Source organism: Pseudanabaena sp. FACHB-1998, assembly GCF_014696355.1.
Taxonomy (GTDB): Bacteria; Cyanobacteriota; Cyanobacteriia; order Pseudanabaenales; family Pseudanabaenaceae; genus Pseudanabaena.
In genome coordinates, this window is sequence record NZ_JACJQA010000006.1 from 57438 (window position 1) to 78856 (window position 21419).

At 42.3% G+C, this 21419-nt stretch carries 10 protein-coding genes; 6 read left to right on the forward strand and 4 right to left on the reverse strand.

Annotation, left to right across the window (positions count from 1 at the left end):
- Positions 1-21: 21 nt before the first annotated feature.
- Both apcD and H6F42_RS02835 read right to left on the reverse strand, forming a co-directional pair.
- Positions 22-507: an allophycocyanin subunit alpha-B gene (gene apcD, locus H6F42_RS02830; protein WP_190397958.1), complete on the reverse strand. Its 486-nt coding sequence runs from the start codon at positions 505-507 to the stop codon at positions 22-24.
- A 139-nt stretch (positions 508-646) separates the two neighbouring features.
- Positions 647-2980 carry a transglutaminaseTgpA domain-containing protein gene (locus H6F42_RS02835; protein ID WP_190397846.1) on the reverse strand — a complete coding sequence of 778 codons (2334 nt, stop codon included), beginning with the start codon at positions 2978-2980 and terminating at the stop codon, positions 647-649.
- A 177-nt stretch (positions 2981-3157) separates the two neighbouring features.
- Here H6F42_RS02835 and H6F42_RS02840 point away from each other — a divergent pair, with 177 nt between their 5' ends.
- The 6 genes from H6F42_RS02840 (at position 3158) to H6F42_RS02865 (ending at position 18579) form a co-directional block, all read left to right on the forward strand.
- Positions 3158-3958 carry a prohibitin family protein gene (locus H6F42_RS02840; RefSeq protein ID WP_190397847.1) on the forward strand — a complete coding sequence of 267 codons (801 nt, stop codon included), beginning with the start codon at positions 3158-3160 and terminating at the stop codon, positions 3956-3958.
- 164 nt (positions 3959-4122) lie between these two features.
- The gene (locus tag H6F42_RS02845) at positions 4123-4890 is read left to right on the forward strand and encodes a Uma2 family endonuclease (RefSeq protein ID WP_190397848.1); all 768 of its coding nucleotides are present in this window, start codon (positions 4123-4125) and stop codon (positions 4888-4890) included.
- Between the two features lie 91 nt (positions 4891-4981).
- Positions 4982-5680: a response regulator transcription factor gene (locus H6F42_RS02850; RefSeq protein WP_190397849.1), complete on the forward strand. Its 699-nt coding sequence runs from the start codon at positions 4982-4984 to the stop codon at positions 5678-5680.
- Between the two features lie 412 nt (positions 5681-6092).
- Entirely contained in the window at positions 6093-8219 is a 2127-nt protein-coding gene (locus tag H6F42_RS02855) for an adenylate/guanylate cyclase domain-containing protein (protein WP_190397850.1), read from the forward strand.
- A gap of 66 nt (positions 8220-8285) precedes the next feature.
- Complete coding sequence (locus tag H6F42_RS02860) at positions 8286-9731, forward strand: mechanosensitive ion channel family protein (protein ID WP_190397851.1); 1446 nt, start codon at positions 8286-8288, stop codon at positions 9729-9731.
- Between the two features lie 310 nt (positions 9732-10041).
- Positions 10042-18579, forward strand: coding sequence for a CHAT domain-containing protein (locus tag H6F42_RS02865; protein WP_190397852.1), 8538 nt, complete (start codon positions 10042-10044; stop codon positions 18577-18579).
- Between the two features lie 195 nt (positions 18580-18774).
- Here the strand turns inward: H6F42_RS02865 and H6F42_RS02870 are convergent, their stop codons facing one another.
- Entirely contained in the window at positions 18775-19854 is a 1080-nt protein-coding gene (locus H6F42_RS02870) for a tetratricopeptide repeat protein (protein ID WP_190397853.1), read from the reverse strand.
- Between the two features lie 2 nt (positions 19855-19856).
- The gene (locus tag H6F42_RS02875) at positions 19857-21158 is read right to left on the reverse strand and encodes a tetratricopeptide repeat protein (RefSeq protein ID WP_190397854.1); all 1302 of its coding nucleotides are present in this window, start codon (positions 21156-21158) and stop codon (positions 19857-19859) included.
- Positions 21159-21419: the final 261 nt, after the last annotated feature.

The window sequence follows — 21419 nt, forward strand, 5'->3', positions numbered from 1 at the left end:
TTTTGTCTATTTGGGAAATAGTTAGGACATCGCTTGAATGATGTAATCAAAATAAGGCTCAGTGGTGGCCGCATCTTCCTTGCTGAGCAATGCCAAAGATGCATTCTTGAGGCAACGAATTGCATCAGCCATGCCAACCATAGGAACGCCCAGGGAGTTATACATTTCGCGAACGCCGATGATGCCGATCTTTTCGATTGGTTCTTTATCGCCAGCCAATACCCCATAGGTGGTAAGGCGGATATACCATGTAAAGTCTCTCAGGCATTGACCACGTTGCTTCTGACCATAGGCATTACCACCAGGGGAAATGTAATCTGGGTGAATTCTGAATAGTTCTTCGGTGGCTTTTTTGACGATTTTATCTTCGCTTTCTGCCAAAACTGTGGCAATCCGCACTCTTTGAGCGCCTGTGGCAAGAAAGCTTTGGACGCTTTGCAACTCAGAAATGCTGGGATAGCGGAGTTCTTCGTCGGCTCTTTCTAAAACTTGAATAACTACACTCATGATTAAAATAGGAAATTTAATATATTCGCCATCTAGTCTACCAAATGCGGTGAATGAGCCAAGACTTTGTAATAAAATCACAAAACTTTATATACTTCAGAAAAAAAAGGGTTGCGGTGCAAAGCACCGCAACCCTTTTTTAGACCTTACGTTTGAGGCTTTTAAAGAGAGCTTTAAGCTCATTGTGCCGATCGCGTTGACTCATTTGCCGATCGCCATAGCGCCAATCTTGGTAGATCTGAGTAATTTGCGAAACGATCCCTAGCTCTTTTTCTGACAGGCGATCGCGCAGACTAGTTTCATATTCCAAAGGTGTTTGATGTGGTGATTTGGGCTTACCCTGCTCCGAGAGCCATTGCAGCATTTGTTGATAGATGCGTTGGGGAATGGGCATTTTTTGCAATCGGCGCAACTGCCACCACCACAAACTCCCTTGCCATAAAGCCCAGCCACCTAAACCAATCCCAAAGGCGATCGCCAATCCGAAGGCGATCCCCACCCAGCCCATTTCAATTAGCCAATTCAGGATTCCTGTCAGGAACTTACCGATCGCCCCAAACACTGCTCCGAAAAAGTTGTTTACGGGTGTGGGTAGCAAATTCGCAATCCAACTCCAGAAGGTTTGCAATACCCCAAAGGTGCGATTGTTTTCGATTGAGGGTGGAAATAGGGGACGACCGGGGACGGGATCGAAGGCAACCCAACCGTAGATAGGGAAATAAACTTCTACTAAGGATTGGGTATCAATATTTTGGACTTCGTATAAACCTGTGAAGGGGTTAAATTTGCCTGGGGCAAAACCCACCACATAGCGAGAAGGAATACCAAGCGATCGCAACATTACGGCGAGGGTCGAAACAAAGTGACTCTCCTCGCCGCCACCTTGGGCAACAAATTGCGATACTAAATCTCCTTTGGACTCATCAAACTTGAGGGTCTGCACCTGATAGTTTTGTTTGAGGGTTTGCGCGATTTGTACCACTAGGTCATAGGCATTATTAATCGCGATCGGATTACCCGCCTCATCCATAGCCCTTGCCACGGACTCTAGAGCGGCATTACGCACTTGAGGCGATAAATTCTCAGGTAACTGTAAATAATAGTTACGAATAGTTCGGGGATATTCATTGCCCAAAAGTCTGAGTTGTTGGGGATTGCGCTCAACCACATTGGACAGCACCGTATAGGTCAGATCCTCAGGCAATGGACCTGGTCCTCGGATCATACCCTCCATATCGACATCTAACTCTTCGCTAGGGAAGAAGATCCGATAGGGAACGGCTGCCGCAGGTACAAGATTAGGAAAATTTTTGGAAGTAATTGTGTAGGTTTGCACCACCTCCTGCGTGGTTAGAGGCTTTAATTTTTTGCTAGAACCGATATAGGCATGGGTGGGAATGGGTAAGAAAAATTCGTAATTGATGGGATTTCGTCTAATTGTGCGGATTTGCTTGGGATCGTTGCGCGAAATCCGCCAACCCTTGCCCGTAAATTCGTCGTACGCCATTACGCGCCAAAATAATTCTGCTTGCGATCGCACCCGCATCACCAATTCAGGTTTGCGCTTTGTACTAACTGTTTTTGCACCAGAGGAAGCTGTATCAATTTCAGGCGCAAATAATGGCGGTAAGGTTTCCTGATCGCTCAGGTTGCCATCGCCCCCATTGCCATTGCCTCCCGTGGCATTATTTCCATTTTGTTGCTGATTTTGCTGTTGACGCGACAAAATCCCCCCACTGGGAATTTGCCTTTGTACTGAGAGATTCACACTCACAGGAAAGTTGCGAAGTTGAAACCCAGGTAAACGTGGCAAAAAGGCAAAGATCGTTAAACCTAAGACTAAGATGATCGCCAGTAATCCCGATAGAGGCAATAGGGAAAGCCCAATTTTTTCGGGATTAAAGCCCACCGTTTTGATGCCTAAACGCGATCGATGATCGAGCAGTAAAATGGGTAGCCCCACCAATAAGAAGGCAATTAGCCACAGAGCAAAGATCATCGTTTGGCTCAAGGTAGCCGCCAAAGCCATCAAGATTAAGCCAATGACAATCGAATAGCCTAAGTCTTTCCGTCTTGGTAAGTCAAAACTATGCAATACCTGCAACTGAATCAGTAATCTTGCCAATAGTAGGCGCGTTTCTTCTGCTTGGCGGACAATGTCACCGAGAAAAATCACTAACATTGCAATCATAGCGATCGCAATACATAGCTTCACTAATATATTGCGCTTGCGGCGGGCATACCAAGCCCAAACTGCGCCGATTGCACTAAGAGGAATCGCCCAGCCGCTATTGCTCGTACTAGCAACAGCATCCACCGCCCCAATACTGATAAACACAAAAACCTGTACCAGCACCCGCAAAGGAATCGAGTCCTCCACCCCTACCAACGCAAATTCCGAAGCCTGCCGCAGTTTATCAAATGCACCAATCTTTGATCGAGGTTGCTCACGAGGTTGCTCAATTGTATCCATAACCGCTATATAAAACCATTGAGTGAGGGGTAAAATGCACGCTCCTTTACTTTAACGCAATAGGCGAAAATCAAAATCCCAAAGGTAAGTGGCGGCGCTTCGCGCCGCCACTTACCTTTGGGGTTTTACAGCGCTTTGCACTGTATGATCGGAAGCCGTAGATCATAGGCAAAAGTAATGCAAGACCAAGAAACAAGCTGGCAATCCTTAGTCCTATTTGCCATATTAGGAATACTCGCTGTCATTAGTTTTAACTCCTTCATCATCATCAATCCTGGAGAAGCAGGCGTATTAAGCATTCTGGGAAAAGCAAAAGATGGCGTACTCCTCGAAGGTGTGCATTTTAAACCACCCGTCATCTCGCAAGTGGATGTCTATGACCTGACCGTTCAGAAGTTTGAAGTTCCTGCCCAAAGTTCTACCAAGGATTTGCAGCAGTTAACCGCAAGTTTTGCGATCAACTTCCGTCTTGATCCCATTGAAGTAGTTACAATTCGCCGTACCCAAGGCACTCTGCAAAATATTGTTTCCAAAATCATTGCCCCGCAAACTCAAGAATCCTTTAAAGTCGCCGCCGCCAGACGGACAGTGGAAGAAGCGATCACCAAGCGGGATGAATTAAAGCAAGATTTCGATGAGGCTCTCAGTCAACGTTTGAGCAAATATGGCATTATCGTCTTAGATACCAGCGTTGTAGATTTGAACTTCTCCACGGAGTTCTCCAAGGCTGTGGAAGAGAAGCAAATCGCTGAACAACGCGCCCAACGCGCTGTATATATTGCCAGAGAAGCGGAACAAGAAGCGGAAGCCACGATCAATCGCGCTAAGGGTCAAGCGGAAGCCCAGCGCCTCTTGCGTGAAACTCTAACTTCTGAGCTTCTACAAAAACAAGCGATCGAGAAGTGGGATGGCAAATTCCCTCAAGTGTTGGGAGGCAATGGCGCAATTCCATTCCTCAATCTCGAAGTTGCTAAATAAGAGCTTCGCCATTAAGAAATCAAAAAAAGTGGCGGTGCAAAACATCGCCACTTTTTTAATTTCTGGATGCATTTGGCAACAGCGATCTCAGCTTTCCCAAGTGCATATTCCTTTTTAAAAACTGCTACAATCTAAATCTCAGATTGAGCTTTCGGAGTTTCGTGATGACAACTTCCCTCAAATATCTAAGCCCTGATCTTGAATATCCTAGTAGTGACGGTTTACCGATGGCAGAGAGTGATCCTGCAAGAGATTATCTAGTTTATGGAGTAGAATCTCTCACCAATTATTTTCAGAACCAGTCAGAAGTTTATGTATCTGGCAACCTATTTATCTATTATGAGCAAGGCAACCCTAAAGCGGTCGTTGCGCCCGATGTATTTGTTGTAATTGGCGCAACAAATAAAAAGCGTCTATCTTACAAGGTTTGGGAAGAAAACTATAAGATGCCCGATTTTGTGCTTGAAGTTACCTCTAAAAGTACCGTCAGCGAAGATCAAGGAACGAAAAAAGGGCTATATGCCTACTTAGGAATTAAAGAATATTTTCAGTATGATCCTACTTCTGATTATCTAAAACCATCTCTGCAAGGTTTTAGGCTAATTGAAGGAAATTATTTACCAATTTTGTCCCAAGAAAAAGAAGAAGGGCTATGTATTTTTTCTCAAGTGCTGGGACTAGATTTATGTAGACAAGATGATGGCGCAATGCGTTTTTATCAAACTACGCCTAGAGTCAAGTTACTTAGTCATCAAGAATTAGCCCAAGCCAAGCGGGATGCCGAAGATGCTCAAAAGCAGGCAGAAATTGCTAGGCAACAAGCAGAAATTGCTAGGCAACGGGCTGAGGTTGAGAAGTTGGCGGAACAGCAACGCGCCGATAAATTGGCTGATAAACTGCGGCAGCTAGGACTCGATCCTGACAGTTTCTAAACGGGTAAGAGTCAAGTAATCCTAATGCTATATAGTGATTGATAAAGCGATCGCGTAAACCCGCGAAAAGAAAGGATAACCAAGGGTAATTATGTCAGGACATATCCTACTTGTGGATGATGAACCAGGGCTGAGAGAAGCAGTACAGGCTTATCTCGAAGATAGTGGCTTTGCCGTGCAGGTTGCCAATAATGCTAGGGATGCATGGCAATTGTTAGAGCAAACTACCCCCGATCTTGTGATATCGGACATCATGATGCCGCAGGTGAGTGGGTATGAATTCCTGAAACAAATGCGTGAAGATGTTAGGTTTTTAAATTTGCCAGTGGTATTTTTGACCGCTAAGGGCATGACTAAGGATCGCATCGAAGGCTATAACGCGGGTTGTGATGCCTACCTGTCAAAACCCTTTGACCCCGATGAACTAGTGGCGATCGCCGAAAATTTGATCGCTCGTCGCGCTATGCAAGCGGTTACAGCTAACAGCAATACCTCAGAAATGACCGATCTCGCTGGTCAGCTAGCCGAAATCAAGGCTTTGCTCAAGCAAAAACCTGCAATTAATATCACTCCCGCCCCGATCAAGATCGAATTTACGCCTCGCGAACAGAGTGTTTTAGAACTTGTGGTTGAGGGCTTAATGAATAAAGAAATTGCTAAGCGTCTCGGCACAACGATCCGTAATGTGGAGAAATATGTCAGCCGTTTGTTTAGCAAAACAGGGACAAGTAGCCGCACTGAATTGGTGAGATACGCTCTACAGCATGGTTTGATTGATTCTTATTCTTAGTAGATAAGGTTGGGGCGAAGCCCCAACCTTATCTACTAAGAATATAGCAATGTAAGTTTTGCTTAGGACATAAAAACCAAAAAGCGAGTTGCGGCGCGAAGCGCCGCAACTCGCTTTTTGGTTTTTGTTTTGTACTGGCTAACTCTGGCTTTGCTATAAGATTTTTTTTTAAAGATTTTGGTTTCGGTTTAAGCGCAAAACGCTGTAAAAAAGAAGCGTCACCATGTGACGCTTCTTTTTGCTGGGTTAGCCAATAACATTTTTTGAGAAAGTTCCAATCTAAAATACATTGCCCTTAATACTGCATCACAATGGCAGAATTTTAGGCTTGTGATGGGCGGCGCTTCGTGCCGCATATCACAAGCTATCAATTGCTATGCCAAGTTTGATGCAGCTAATATGTGATTTTTATATGCAATGGTTTAAATTCAATTGGCTGAGTATCAAATCAAAATTGATTGTCATGTTATTGACGGTTAGTAGTAGCTCAATTGTGGTGACTGCCTATCTGGGCTACCAAAGCGGCAAGTCTAATCTGACTGATCGCGCTTTTAATCAGTTAACTAGTGTGCGTGCTTCTAAGGCTTATCAAATTGAGTCCTATTTCAAAATAATTCGTAATCACATTCAAACTCTAAGTAATGATCCTTCCGTGGGTTTGGCTTTGACGGAATTTACCAACGCCTATCGCCAGCTAGATGTAGTTAATTTACCGTCCGATGCTTCAGCCAAAATCAATAGCTACTATCAAAATGAATTTCTGCCTAAATTAGCGAAAACGGAGCAGGGTTCTCCTGTTATTAATTCCTTTTTACCAGAATCAATTGCCAGTAATTATCTGCAATATCATTACATCGCTGCCAATAGTAATGCGATCGGGAAAAAGCATCTTTTAGATAAAGCCAATGATGGCAGCGAATACAGCCGTCTCCACGATCGCTACCATCCTATATTTCGGAACATCATTGAGAAGTTTGGCTATTACGATCTATTTCTGATCGATCCTGAAGGTCGCATCGTCTATACCGTTTATAAAGAGACAGATTTTGCCACCAGTCTGACTATTGGAGCCTATAACGATAGTAACTTGGCGCGATTGTTTGCATCAGTGCGTCGTTCTAAGGAACGCGACTATGCCAGAATTATTGATTTTGAATCCTATGCTCCCTCCTATGGTGCGCCAGCCGCCTTTATTGCGGCTCCCATTTACACTCAAGTTAATGGTCAATCCAAGTTTATGGGCGTTCTCGCGATTCAAGTGCCTGCTGATGAAATTAATAATGTGATGACGGGCAATCGCAAATGGGAAAGTGATGGCTTAGGCAAAAGTGGTGAGACTTATTTAGTTGGTCAAGATTACCTGATGCGATCAATTTCTCGATTTTTAGTGGAAACTCCAGAGGAATATTTGCAAACTCTCGCCACTTTGGGCGTAAATAAGGAAGCGATTAATCGCATTCGTCAATATAAGACCTCGATTTTAGAGCAGAAGGTACGGACTTTGGCTGCCGAGGAGGCGATCACAGGTAAGCAAGGTATTAAAAACGTGCGCGATTATCGCGATATTCCCGTGTTAAGTTCCTATGCGCCCTTACAAATAGAAGGATTAAATTGGGCAATTCTATCGGAAATAAATTTAGCTGAAGCCTATGCGCCGATCTATGATTTTGAGCGTCAGCTATTGATTTCCGCGACTCTGTTAATGTTGTTTGTGATTCTTTTAGCAATGGCGATGGCTTCAGTATTTGTGAAACCGATTAACCAATTGATTGAGAGTGCGCGGAAGGTTGCCTCGGGTCAATTAGATGCGATCACCGCCCTAGAAACCCAAGATGAATTTGGCGAATTAGCGCAGTCTTTTAATGCGATGGTACTGAGTTTACAAGATCAAACCAATTTAGTGGAGGAAAAAAATCGCGAGAATGAGCAGTTATTGCTCAGCATTTTCCCTGCGGCGATCGCTAAACGACTCAAACAAGGAGAAAAGAATATTGCCGAAAGTGTTTCTAATGTAACGGTGTTATTTTCCGATTTGACTGGTTTCTCTAAATTATCTGATTCCCTCACAGCCTATGAAATTGTGAGCATTCTCAATGATATTGTTACCATCTTTGATGAAACATCAGAACGCTATGGCATGGAAAAGATTAAAACCATCGGTGATAGCTACATGGCTGTTTGTGGGCTGTCGGTTCCCTATCTCGACCATGATAAACGGGCGATCGATTTTGGGCTAGAAATGCAAGCGATCGTACGGCGCTTCAGTCAAGAGCGAAACTTCCAACTAAATATTAGTTTAGGCATCCATTCAGGGGATATCGTGGCGGGTATCGTCGGGCGGAATAAATTTATTTACGATGTTTGGGGTGACACGATTAATGTCGCCAGTGCGCTGAAATCTTCCTGTCCCGAAGGTGCAATTTTAGTCTCCAATGAAATTTATAACCGCTTAAGCGATCTCTATGAATTTATTCCGATCGCTGCCAAGGTGGAGAATGGCAAAAATATTTTAAAAGCATGGCAAATAAAGCCCAAGTAGAGAGCTATCAACCTTTCGCAGAAAGGTTGATAGCTCTCTACTTCTATTTTTAAATTTGTAAAGTGTATGTTGCAAACTAGCTCTAATCATTTATTTATTTGGGCGATCGCCTTAATTGTCGGACTTGCCCTAGCCGTTATTATTCTTGGCGAAATTATCTATCGCCTCCAACATCGCCGCCGTCCTCTCGCGGCGACATTACAGGTCGTGCGGAACTTGGTGCTGCCGATGTTTGCCTTCATGCTGTTTGTGCAGTATGTCCTGCAACGCCCTGCTAGTGATGATCTGGTGAAGAGTGTGCAAACTCTCTTTTGGATTTGCGTACTCCATGCGGCGCTTTCATTGCTAAATGCGGTGATTTTTGAGCAAGCTAAGGCGGACACTTGGCGGGCTAGGGTTCCCAAATTATTAATCGATCTGTTTCGCCTGTTTTTAGTATTACTCGGTACAGCGATCGTCCTTGCGACGGTTTGGAATGCCGACTTAGCGGGATTAGTCACGGCTCTAGGCGTGAGTTCAATTGTGATCGGTTTAGCACTTCAGGATACGCTTGGAAGTGTCATGTCAGGCATCGCACTTCTATTTGAACGACCTTTTTCTGTTGGCGATTGGCTGGAGGTGGGCGATATTCAAGGACAGGTGATTGATATTAATTGGCGGGCTGTGCGTCTGATTACCTTTGAGCGCGAGATGGTAATTATTCCCCATAAATTGATGGGAAATGAAATCATCCGTAACTTCAGCCGTCCCCAATCCCTCCATGCTGAACGTATTCGCGTTGGTTTCTCCTATAACGATCCGCCTAACTTAGCTAAGCACGTTCTCCACAATACTGCTCTCGAAACACAGGGAATCCTCAAAGAACCTGATCCGCAGATTTTTACAATTTCCTATGATGACTCTTCCATTACCTATGAGGTCAAGTTTTTTATCGCTGACTATAGCGAACTAGAAGAAATACGCGATCGCTTTATGAGTCGGCTGTGGTATGCCGCCCAACGCAATAGCCTGACGATTCCCTTTCCGATTCGCACGCTCTATCATTTTCATGGGCCCACCTCACGAGCCGAGGGAACTTCCAAAAAGTTTACCGAAAGTCTGCAATCTCTTCCTTCTTTTGTGCCATTGGACAAATCCGATCATACCGATGTCCCGGCTTCAGGAATTTCTTTGCAGCACTTTGGCTCAGGTGAAAAAGTAATCAAGCAAGACACTGAAAATAATTCTCTTTATATTGTAGTTTCAGGTAGCGCCATGATGACTGTACAAGATAGTACAGGTTTCGATCACGAAATGTTGATGGTTAAAACAGGCGAATTCTTTGGAGAAATGACGCTATTTTCAGGGGAAACAAGCCCAATTTCAGTTACGGCGATCGACGATTTGGAAGTGATGATGATTTCCGCAAGTGCCGTTAATCAAATGATTGATCGCCAGCCCAACTTTGCCCGTGAAATCAGTCAAATCCTAGAAACTCGCCGCCGAGTTGTTAATACTATTCTTGTTAGCTAAATTAAAAAACACAGCCAAAACCTATGATTCACGCGCAGCTTTTGTCATAGGTTGGAGGGGTTTATATTTAATGATACTTAGGTATTTAGTTTCGGCTTGGCAAATAATTATGACCTTATTATCTATCCATAGTAAATCGAATTTCCTATGGATAGATAGTAATTTAAATTCCAGTATCATCCTATTTTTTTTGTTAATTAATATATATAAATATAATGTTTTTTATATCTATATTGCTTTTTGTTTTTGAATAAACTTATGGTATATTCACAATAATCAAAACTATGGGACTTAGAAGCCACTTAGTATTATGATTCCTTTAAAAAGTAGTAGAAATTCGCTAATATCTAGCGCTTGGTTGAAGGCTCAGAGATTTGGTGCTTTATCTATAATCACGCTTACCGCGATCGCTTTATTCCCCTCGGCAGCAAAAGCGCAAATTCAGGTAGATGGCACTACTGCTACGGAAGTTAAAGGAAATATCATCTCGCCCACAGGGACAGGAACTGCCAATGGCGGCAACCTGTATAACAGCTTCGATAAATTTAACGTGCCGAGTTCGGGCGTAATTTTTAATACAGGTACTTCATCGGTTGATGGTACAAAAGTTAACAATATTATTAATCGGGTTACTGGTGAGACTCCCTCTAGTATTCTTGGCACAATTCAAAGTCGTTCCGCATTTCCTAATGCCAATCTCTTTTTACTAAATCCTAACGGTGTAGTTTTTGGAACCAATGCAAGATTGGACATTGGTGGTTCTTTTCATGTCACTACGGGAACGGGGCTAGGATTTGACAACAATCAGCAATTTAGCGTAGACAAAAACTCCTTAAATTTTCCCAGTGGCGATGTCCAAAACATTCAATTTGCGATCGCCCAACCCGCCGCCATTATCAATCAAGGGAACTTGTCAGTTGATGCTGGTAAAAGTATTTCCTTTACGGCGGGTTCCATCGTCAACACTGGTGTATTGACTGCGCCTAGTGGCAATGTGGCTTTGACTGCGGTAGCGGGAGGTTCTTTAGTGGATCTGCGATCGCCTGATACCGTTTTAGGTTTGAGCGTTCTAAAGAATGCCATACCCACTAATTGGAATGGCACGATTTCCTCTTTGCCAAAGCTGGCGGAGTTACTAACGGGGCAAGTTGCCCAAGCTAATCAAGTTGTGGTTAAGCCCGATGGGAGTATTGCGTTGGTTGCTAGTCCTAGCGCCTCAGACCTTGTGGTGAAGGATGGCATGGCGATCGCCTCTGGCAAGATCGATGTATCTTCTAATATTGCTAAGGGTGGAAATGTTGGCATATTTGGGAATCAAGTTGGATTGGTCAATTCCTTGATTAATGCTTCTGGTAATACTGGTGGTACGGTTTTGATCGGTGGCGATTTTCAGGGTAAGGGTGTTGTACCTAATGCTTTACAGACCTATGTGAATAGCAGTTCACAAATATTCGCGAATGGATTGTTAACTGGTGATGGCGGTAAGGTAATTATTTGGGCGGATCGTGCGACTCAGTTTTATGGGGCGATCACGGCAAGGGGTGGCGATATATCAGGCAATGGCGGCTTTGTGGAAGTATCGGGTAAACAGAATTTAGTTTTTGATGGCAATGTAGATGTCAGGGCAGCGAATGGAAAAATAGGAACATTACTTTTAGATCCCACTGATATTACGATTAGTACATCTGTAAATACCCCGACACTCACTTTAGGAGGTGTTTTCTCAGATGCTGTCACAACTCCCTCCAATCTTAATATTGCCACTCTACAGGCTCAATTAGGTTTAAGCAATGTAACTGTTTCTACTGCTTCGGGATTGGGTGGATTAGGGAATATCACTATCAACTCTCCGCTTACTTTATTTAGCACCAACACTCTTACGTTACAGGCAGATAATGATATCAATCTTAATGCCGCGATCGCTATTCCGGGCAGTACAAATCTTATTTTTAATGCAGGGAGAGACTTCAATGGAGTCGCACCAACCATATCTGTTCGGGATATTACAATTACTGCGGCTACTGGAAATATCACATCGGGTATCATTCGCTCGGACATTACATCTGACCCTAATCGAAATGCTGGAAATATTACTCTCTCTGCTCCCAATGGCAATATTACAACTGGCGATTTAACAGCACGAGTTAATCTCATAGTAGTTGGTGATGCTGGCAATGGTGGTGCGATCGCTGTTACTTCCAGAGGAGATATTAGCACTGGCAATCTCCAAAGTTCTTCTAATGCTTCTAGTGGCAATTCTGGAAATGGTGAAAATATCACGCTAGTCAGTAACTCAGGAAACATCTCGACAGGATTCTTTATTTCTAGTGCCAATGGCAACGGAAATGCTGGCAATATCTCCATTAATGGTCTGAATTTAGCGATCGACGGTAATATCGACCTTTCGGCTGTGTCTGGAAGAGCAGGAGATCTTACCCTCACGGGGAATCTAGATCTAACGACAAATAAGACGTTATCCACCAGTGGTGGGATTAGTGGGAATATTGACCTATCCAATGCAAATATCACAGGCAATCAATCGCTCACGATTAATGCTGGCTCTGGTAATGTGACTTTAGGAGCCGTTGGGAATAGTACAACATCTTTTGGCGATTTGAGTATTGCTTCAAATGGTGCGACAACTTTTAACAATCCAGTTTTTGCTAATACTATTATATCTACTTCTACTTCTGGCAATACGATTATTAATAGAAATCTAACCGCAACAGGAGTACAAGGAAATGGAATTAGACTTCGCAACCTTACAATTAACGGTAACATCTCGTTAACTGGCGATGAAATTAATTTATTAGGAAATGGAACTGGCACGGGGAATTTAGTTCTTTCTCCTTTTAGCATTGGTCAAGCGATCGCGATATCAGGAGCCAATGACACAGGAAATACTACTCTCGATATCACTACAACCGATCTTTCTGCTTTATCAGGCGTTACGCTTGGTTCTTTGACAATTGGCAATCCCCTTGGCACTGGCGCAATTACCTTGGCAGGAAACACAACTTTCAATCAATCAACCACGATACAATCACCTGCTGGTCTTGGCACGATCAATACTTCAGGTTTTAATTTAACAAATACTGGAGGTTCCATTACTCTCTTAGCTAATCAGAATGTTACGACTAGAAATATTACGGCAGCAGGAAATGCGATCGCGATTACCAGTAACTTAGGCGCGATTGATACTAGTTTAGGACAGATAGTCACTACAGTATTAGGTAATGGAACTAGTGGATCTATCTTATTACGCGCACAAGGCGACATCAAAACTGGTACATTATCCTCATCTGTTCTATTTAACGGTAATGCAGGAAATATATCTTTAATCACCACAGGTGGTTCGATAGATACATCCTTAGGTTTTGTATCTGCAAGCGTTGGGAATAGTGGAACTACTGGAAATGCTGGAAATATTACCTATCAAGCCACAGGAAATATCACATCTAGTGGTATTTCTTCGATTGCAAATAACGGTAATGGAGGTCAGATATCTTTGACTGCCTCAGGCGATATCTCCACCATCAATATCTCTTCGTTTGCAAGAAATGGTAATGGAGGTTTGATATCTTTGATTACTTCTGGAAATATCTCAACTGCTGCAATTTCATCAGATTCAGACAATGGAAATGCAGGTGATATCATAATCAATGCAACGAATGGAAATATCTTTGCTTCAGATATTATTTCTGCACGCACTTTCTCTGCAAGTCCATTGTCCACTGCTGGATCTATTTCTCTTGATGCTCTCAATTTAATATTTAGTAGCAACTTTATTCCCACCCTTAGCTCATCTGCGATCGCAGGAACTGCGAAAGATATTACTTTAAAGGGCAATCTACCGCTAACTTCAAATTTGACATTTCTTACATCATCGAATACAGGCACTAGCGGCAATATCGATCTAGCCAATGCAAATATCACAGGTAGTCAATCGCTTACGCTTAATGCTGGAACTGGTAATGTTGCTTTAGGGGCAGTTGGTACTAGTTTAGTTCCCCTTACAGTTTTGATAGTTACTTCTGGAAATACAACTTTAAACAACGATATCTTCACCACTAACGCTCTGAACTTTAACAGTCCAGTTATTTTATTAGGGAATGCTGCATTAACCACGACTAACAGCGTGATCGCTTTTAATAACACCGTTAATGGTAATCAAGCACTTTCTCTCAACGCTGGAACTAGATCCATTTTTTTTAATGGCATTGTTGGAGGAGTTACACCCTTAGGAAGTTTGACAACCAATGCTAGCTCTACAATAACTAGTACAGGTTCTATAGAAATTAACACTATAGGTGATATTAACACAGGCAATATTACCAATAATGGAAGAAACGTATCTCTAATTACAACAGGAACAATAGCAGGAAATATTACAGTTGGAAGAGTTCTTACTAATAGTGCTACTTTAGCTGGAGATATTCTCTTACAAGCGACAGGAAATATTACAGCCAAAGGCAATATATCTTCAATTGCCAATCTCGGAAATAGTGGAAAGATATCAGTGATATCAACAAATGGTTCTATTGATACTAGTCTTGTGACTGTTGAGAGCAAAAGCTTTAATGGCGGAAACTCAGGCGAAATTTTATATCAAGCCACTGGTGATATCAACGCAAATATAGTTGACGCAAATGTACAGCTTGGCAGTGGCAATGGGGCAAAGGTATCTTTTATTACCACAGGTGGTTCTATTAGTACTTTTGCCGTGTCTAGTGTTAGTTTTATTGCGGGAAATTCTGGTGATATTTTCTATCAAGCTTCAGGTAATATTGCCACTGGGAATAGTGGCATCTCTACTTATAATGAAGGAACTGGTAATGGTGGAAAAATATCCCTGATATCTACTGCTGGTTCTATTGATACCCGTAATTCTTTTATTTACAATTACGGCAATACTGGAAATGCAGGAGATACCCTATTTCAAGCCGCAGGCAATATTACAACTGGCGTTATAGTTTCCAATACACCAAAAGCTAATGGAGGCAAACTTTCTCTAATTTCAAGCGGCTCAATCAATACTAGTTTTGGCGGAATATCTACGGGTGGGTTAGATAGTGTTGATATCATCTTGCAAGCCGCAGATAGTATTACAACGGGACTTATTGAATCTAGTAATGGAGTAGGTAATGGCGGGAATATCTCACTGCAAGCTAATAGCAACATTACTACAACGGGTGACATACGAAAAAATGTACTTAGTGGAAATGGAGGTAAAATTTCTTTTGTTACTTCAGCAGGGAATATTGACACTAGTTTAACAAGAACAGTTATTACAACTACTGACCAAGGAACTTCAGGTGAAATTAGTTATCAGGCTAATGGTAATATCACTACAGGAGAGACAATCACTAATGGAAGTAGTATTTTCTTGCAAGCTACGGGTAATATTACGGCAACTAGAAGGATTAGTTCTATTGCGAATCCCGGTAACAGTGGCAAGATATCATTAATATCTACAGGTGGTTCCATTGATACTAGTCTGGTCACGATTGAAAGCAGAGGCTTTAATGGAGGGGATTCTGGAGAAATCTTATATCAAGCGGTAGGCAATATCACAGCTAATATAGTTGATGCAAATGTATTGCTTGGCAGTGGTAATGGAGCGAATATATCCTTTATCACTACAGGTGGTTCTATTAGTGCTTTTGCCATATCTAGCGTTAGTTCTATTAATGGAAATTCTGGAAATATCTTACTCAATGCTAGAGATAGTATCACAACCCAAAATTTGACAGCATCTGCTACAAATGGAAATGGAGGTAACATTACACTTCAAACCACAGGTGTTGCTACTGTAACTACAGGTAATATCGACACATCGTCTAACACTGGCAATGGTGGGAACATCGCGATCGCCGCCCCTAATGGAACTATCAATACACCTTTTCTGTTTGCCTTCACGACATCCGCCAATCCCAACTCTAAGGCGGGATTGGTCACACTGAATACTAATAACTTAGCGCTCGGCGGTGGTATTAATGTATCCGCAGCTAGGGGTATCGATGTGTCAGCAGCTAACGGTAAGGGAAGCAATTTTGAATTTAGTGGTGATTTACTTTTACTATCAGACGTGACTATCTCCACTGCTGGCTTAGCAGGTAGTGGCAATATCAATCTAGCCAATGCCAATATTACGGGCAATCAAACTCTCTTTCTTAATGCAGGGAATGGCAGTATTGTTTTAGGGGCGATTGGCAGTAGCACAAATGCAATCACAGGAATCAGCTTTACTAATAGCGACACTACACTTAGCAAAGATATTTTTGTCAATGGCTCTTTAGATTTTAGAAATCCCGTAACCTTAACTAAGGATGTAACCATAAACAGTAGCAATATTACATTTAGAGATACGGTTAATGGAAGTCAAGCACTTAGCCTTAACGCTAGCAGTGGAAACATTATTTTCAATAGCTCGGTGGGAGCGATATCAGCTTTGGGAAGCATCACCGCCAATAGTTCGGGAATTACCAGATTTAATGGCACAGTAAATGCTGCAAGTCTGACAACTGATGCGGTTGGAACCACCGAACTAAATGCCAACGTTACCACTTCAGGCGCTCAAATCTATAATGATGCCGTAAATCTCACCAATGCAATTCAGTTAACTACAGCTAATAATGCGATCGCCTTCAATGCGCCCCTAAACGGTGCATTTGACCTTGTCTTAAATACTAATGGCAATTTCATTTTTGCCAGTGGAGCGATCGGCAACACGACTCCCTTAGCAAGTCTGGCGATCGCCCCAACCAGCACCCTCACTTCCAGTAACGGAATTAACATCATTACCAACGGCAATATTTTTACAGGGGCGATCGGCAATGCAGGTAAACCGATATCCCTAACTAGTAATGTAGGCGCAATTACCATTTTTAAAAGCATTACCACCGCAAATCTCACTGGACAAGGAGGAAACATTGCCCTAAACGCAAATGGTAACTTGACTACAGCCGATATTGACTCTAGCAGTAAGAGTAATCAGGGAGGGTCAGTATTTCTGACTAGTCAAACTGGCGTAATATCCACAGGCAATATTAATTCTTCAGGGAAAGTCGGTGGGGAGATATTCTTTAATGCATCCACTGCAATTAATGCAGGCGTAATTAACTCTAGTGGAACTGACAAAGCAGGAGATGTTACTCTTGATCCTTCGGGTGATGTGGTTGTCCAGTCCATTGATGCCTCTAGTTTTCTCCAAGGCGGTAACGTGACGCTAGTAAGTACAGGCGGTAATCTGAGGATAACGAATTCTATTTTGAGCAGTCTTATAGCTTCTTGCACTGGCTCCAGCATCTGTACTAGTGGCGGCACAGGTGGTAGTATCTCCCTCCAAACTGGAGGATTAAATCCCTTTATTGTTGGCGATCCTCGTCTGAATGGTTCCTTTCGTATTTTAACTACAGGACTTTCCACCATTGACTTAAATACGAGTATTCCTGCGGTATTTGGCAAAATATTTATCGAGGGAGGGATTTCTATCGCCCCCGGGACTCTGCCAGCGATTACCACAACGACCTTTGATCCCCCACCTACTTCTCCGCCAATCATTAATAATGATCCCAAAGACGAAACTCCCATCGGCGCTAGCGATATATACAAAAAAGAGGTCGATCGCTACTTATCAGAAGGTAATCTGGAAAAAGCTTTTGAGGCAATCGAGAATGCTTATAACTCAGAGCTACAAGCCTATTCAGGCAATAAACTTGATTTCACGGGATTAACCCTTGAAAAAGCTCAGGACGAACTTCAAATAGTTGCCGAGCGGACTGGCGATGTGGCTTCGCTTATTTATCCCATTTTGCTAGACAATCGGATTGAAATCTTAGTCATTCCTCCCAAGGGAACTGGGAAACCATTCCGTCGTTTTTCTACAACCGCAAATCAAGCGACTGTAGAAGCATTGATTACAGATTATCGTAATAATTTGCGAGATGTTGGCTCCAATGACTATTTAGAACAATCGCAAAAGCTCTATGACCTGATCATTCGCCCCATCGATAGTCAATTGACGGCGATGAAAATTAAGACCTTGGTATTTGTGATGGATAGTGGCTTGCGAGTTTCACCACCTGCGGCTTTGCATGACGGCAAACAATTTCTGATCGAACGCTACGCACTTGCTAATCTACCGACCATGCGTGCTGCTCGTATTGAAGAACGCGATCGCAAAGCAATTCGCGTATTAGCCATGGGATTAACGGAATCTAGAGAGGAATTTGGTGCTTTACCTTCGGTCGATATTGAAATCAAAACCATTGCTTCTAATGTATTGAGTGGAACTTCATTTTTAAATAAAGACTTTACTGTCAGTAACCTACAAAACCAGAGAACACAAGGCATCTATAATATATTGCATTTAGGAACTCATGCTAAATTTGTCAGCGAAACTAATCAAGATTCCTTTATTCAGTTTTGGGATAGTCGTCTTAAGTTAAGTCAAATTCCTAATTTGCGATTCGATAATCCCGTAATTGATATGTTGACTTTGAGTGCTTGTCAAACCGCAGTGGGAAATAACTTAGGCATTAGCGGCTTAGCTGTAGAATCTGGGGCAAAAAGTGTGTTGGCTTCCCTATGGGAAGTTTCTGATGCTGGGACGGCTCCCTTGATGATTAGTTTTTATAAAGCTTTTCCTGAAGCAGTCAATAAAGCTCAGGCTATACAAAAAGCTCAAATAAGTTTGCTGAATGGTACAGTCAAGATTCAAAGTAATCAAATAGTAGGTATTGAAGGCTTTCCGACTATTCCTTTGCCTTTAGAATTGGGTTCTTCTATCAACCTTAGTCATCCCTTTTATTGGTCTTCATTCATTCTTGTGGGTAATTGGCTATAGATTCCCAAGTAGAGATGGATCGCTCAACATTGCCGAACAAACGAACCATAATAAAAGTTTTGAAAGCGTTGCAAAGCAACGCTTTCAAAACTTTTATTGGTTTGGGTTTGAGCGCAAACTACTTGATTAGCGGACAAATCTCCCCAAAAAGCACCTTGATGTGTAAGTTCTTCAGACGCGGTAACTTTAAAATACTTACGAATCCAAAACCTTGCTAATCCACTCACCCACCTGCTGAATCTTAGCGTTATCTTTTAAACTTGTATAATTAGCCAGAGCAAGCTCTAAATATTTCTTTGCCTCCTCCTTGTTTCCATTCACCACAAATACCTTCGCCAAACCAATCTCCGCCTCCGCTACAACCTCTGGATTTTGTGCCGACTTCGCCAAATCTAACGCCCTACGATAATGTAACTCCGCTATTTCCCGCAACCCAATCTGCAAATAGGAATTACCCAACATTTGTTCCACGATCGCCACCGACTGCCCCGACTGACTTGCCTTTTCTAACACTGCGATCGCCTGTTCCGCCAATCCATAGTCATTGTAAATATCCGCCAAGGCGATCGCCTTCGCAATCTCGGGCAACCCTTGATTTTTTTCAATCACCGCAATACTATTACTTACCTCTTTCCTACTCTTCTCGGACAAAACCTTAAACCGTAATCGAAATTCAGAGTTATTAACTCCCACAGACTTAACCAGAAGATTATAAATAGTATCCGCTTCTAAAGGCTGATCACCGACATAGCTAACCTTAGGACAATTCACTTGGCGATCGAGCAAATTTGGCTTTTGGCGTGTTCCCACCTGTACCTGATATCCTGTCGTTCCACTCCTAGGCTGCCAGCGAATTACTTGCTTGGCATCAAGTAAATTCACCGTATAAAAACGCAAACCGAGATACTTCAAAAAGTCATCCTCACTGCGTGTATTAGAAGGATCGCGATCGCCTCTAGTAACGCTAGCTATCCTGACAGATTGTGGACAGATTTGAGGTAATCCTGAAAAAGTACCCGACCCCACTGTTCGCACTTGACCATCGGTACACATAATTTCTAATACAGAACCAATTTCAGGCTTGATTAAATCCCCCTGTTTAATCACCATCCCAAACCTTGCTCGCTGGCTTGCTCCATCCCGAACCACGATCGCATTAGGAGTCAAGGAAGTAATGCGCGCATTGGCAAATGTAATTTCAGGAAAACTGATTGCTGTAAGCGTACTCACGCTACAAAATAATATCCCTTGCCAAATCTTAATTCTTCCTTGCATGGCTATTTCTCCTTACCTTTGTTTCGATTAATATTATCACCAGAAAACATCTCACTCAAACGCTTATTCGCTAATCCTTGCCAATTATCATCTTCAGGCTTGGCAAGATCGCTAGGAGTTAAGTTACTGGCACATTTTGTCCAATGCCCTATTAGCTGAGTCTTATCTTTTGAGGATTTTGCCTCTAAAACCTGAGCCAACAAGCAAAAAGCCGCACTGCGATCGGGGTTTACTTTAATTGCTAATCGCAGTTTATCTTCGGCCTCATCGTAACGCTCTTGCATAAATCTTGCCCAACCAAGATTCTTCAACAGGCTGTAATAATCATCTCTCCCTTCAGCACTGCTTTGTAAGTTAAATTTATTAGAACTTTCAATACCTTGACTTAAAAAATGTATAGACGTTGCGTATTCTTTTTTTATCAGATATAAACGCCCTAAATTATTCAGAGCTTTTACATAGGTAATCGGACGATCAAACCTTTGGGGATCGCTCTGTACAGCTACTTCATACTGAGCCTTCGCCTTGTCCAAATCATTTATTTCTTCGTACAACCAACCGAGATTGTAATAAGCTTCTCCATAGTTAGGACGCATAGCGATCGCCCTCTCAAAATCTGCTTTGGCACTTTCTATCCGCTTCTGGTCAAAATTATCCAATCCACTCTGATTGACCCGATATGCCCAAGATGGTAATGCAGAATTAATTCCCAACAAAGAAATCATTAACAGCCAAGACAAACCACAGCTAGTTTCCTGCCAAAACTCCTTAGGTATATGCAACTGAATGAGAATTCTTTCATAGGATTTATGTCCCACTTGGGTCAGCGCACCACCACCCGCCATTAATGTCAAAACACTCTGTCCTATCACATACAAAGTATTCTCCGAATTAGCCCCCCCACTTAATATCCTTGAAGATGTATCGACAACTAGGCTCAGTGAAATTGTCAAAGCCGCGATCGTCAAACCATTCCATAGCCAGTCCCAGTTATCCCACCTTGAAGAAAAATACCACCACCAATTTGACTCAGGTGGATTAATCAGCGATCGTAATGTTCCATAATTAGAAGCTTGCAGAATGGTGTTTTTTTGCTTTTCTAGTTCCTTATCTAAACTTTCTATCTCTTTTAATTCATTAATTGTTAACTTAGAAGGCTCAGAAAGTACGCTCTGTAGAGAATCACGCTTCATTAATGCATCAATGGCAAGATCGGGCAATAGTTCTTTATTACTAGATTTCAAGTCCTCAAGGGCTGTACGATAATCCGACAAATATTGAGAAATCGATTTATCCTCTGACATAGATATATCCAAAATTAGCAAGCCATTTCAAGCGATTATCATAAACTAAAATGCGAGAAAAAGGGATAAGTTAATAGTACTTTTCAGTGCTACTCCCTTCCCATCCAAAGACTAGTGTGCGGAACTACTTAACTGTCCAGTGCCAAACTTTAATAACTAAGTTTTTTGTAAGACAATTATGATTAATTTAGATTACTATGATTGTTAGCATTAGATATTTTTAGCAATAGTCATCAGCATTAGGACAAATCGTAAAATCAA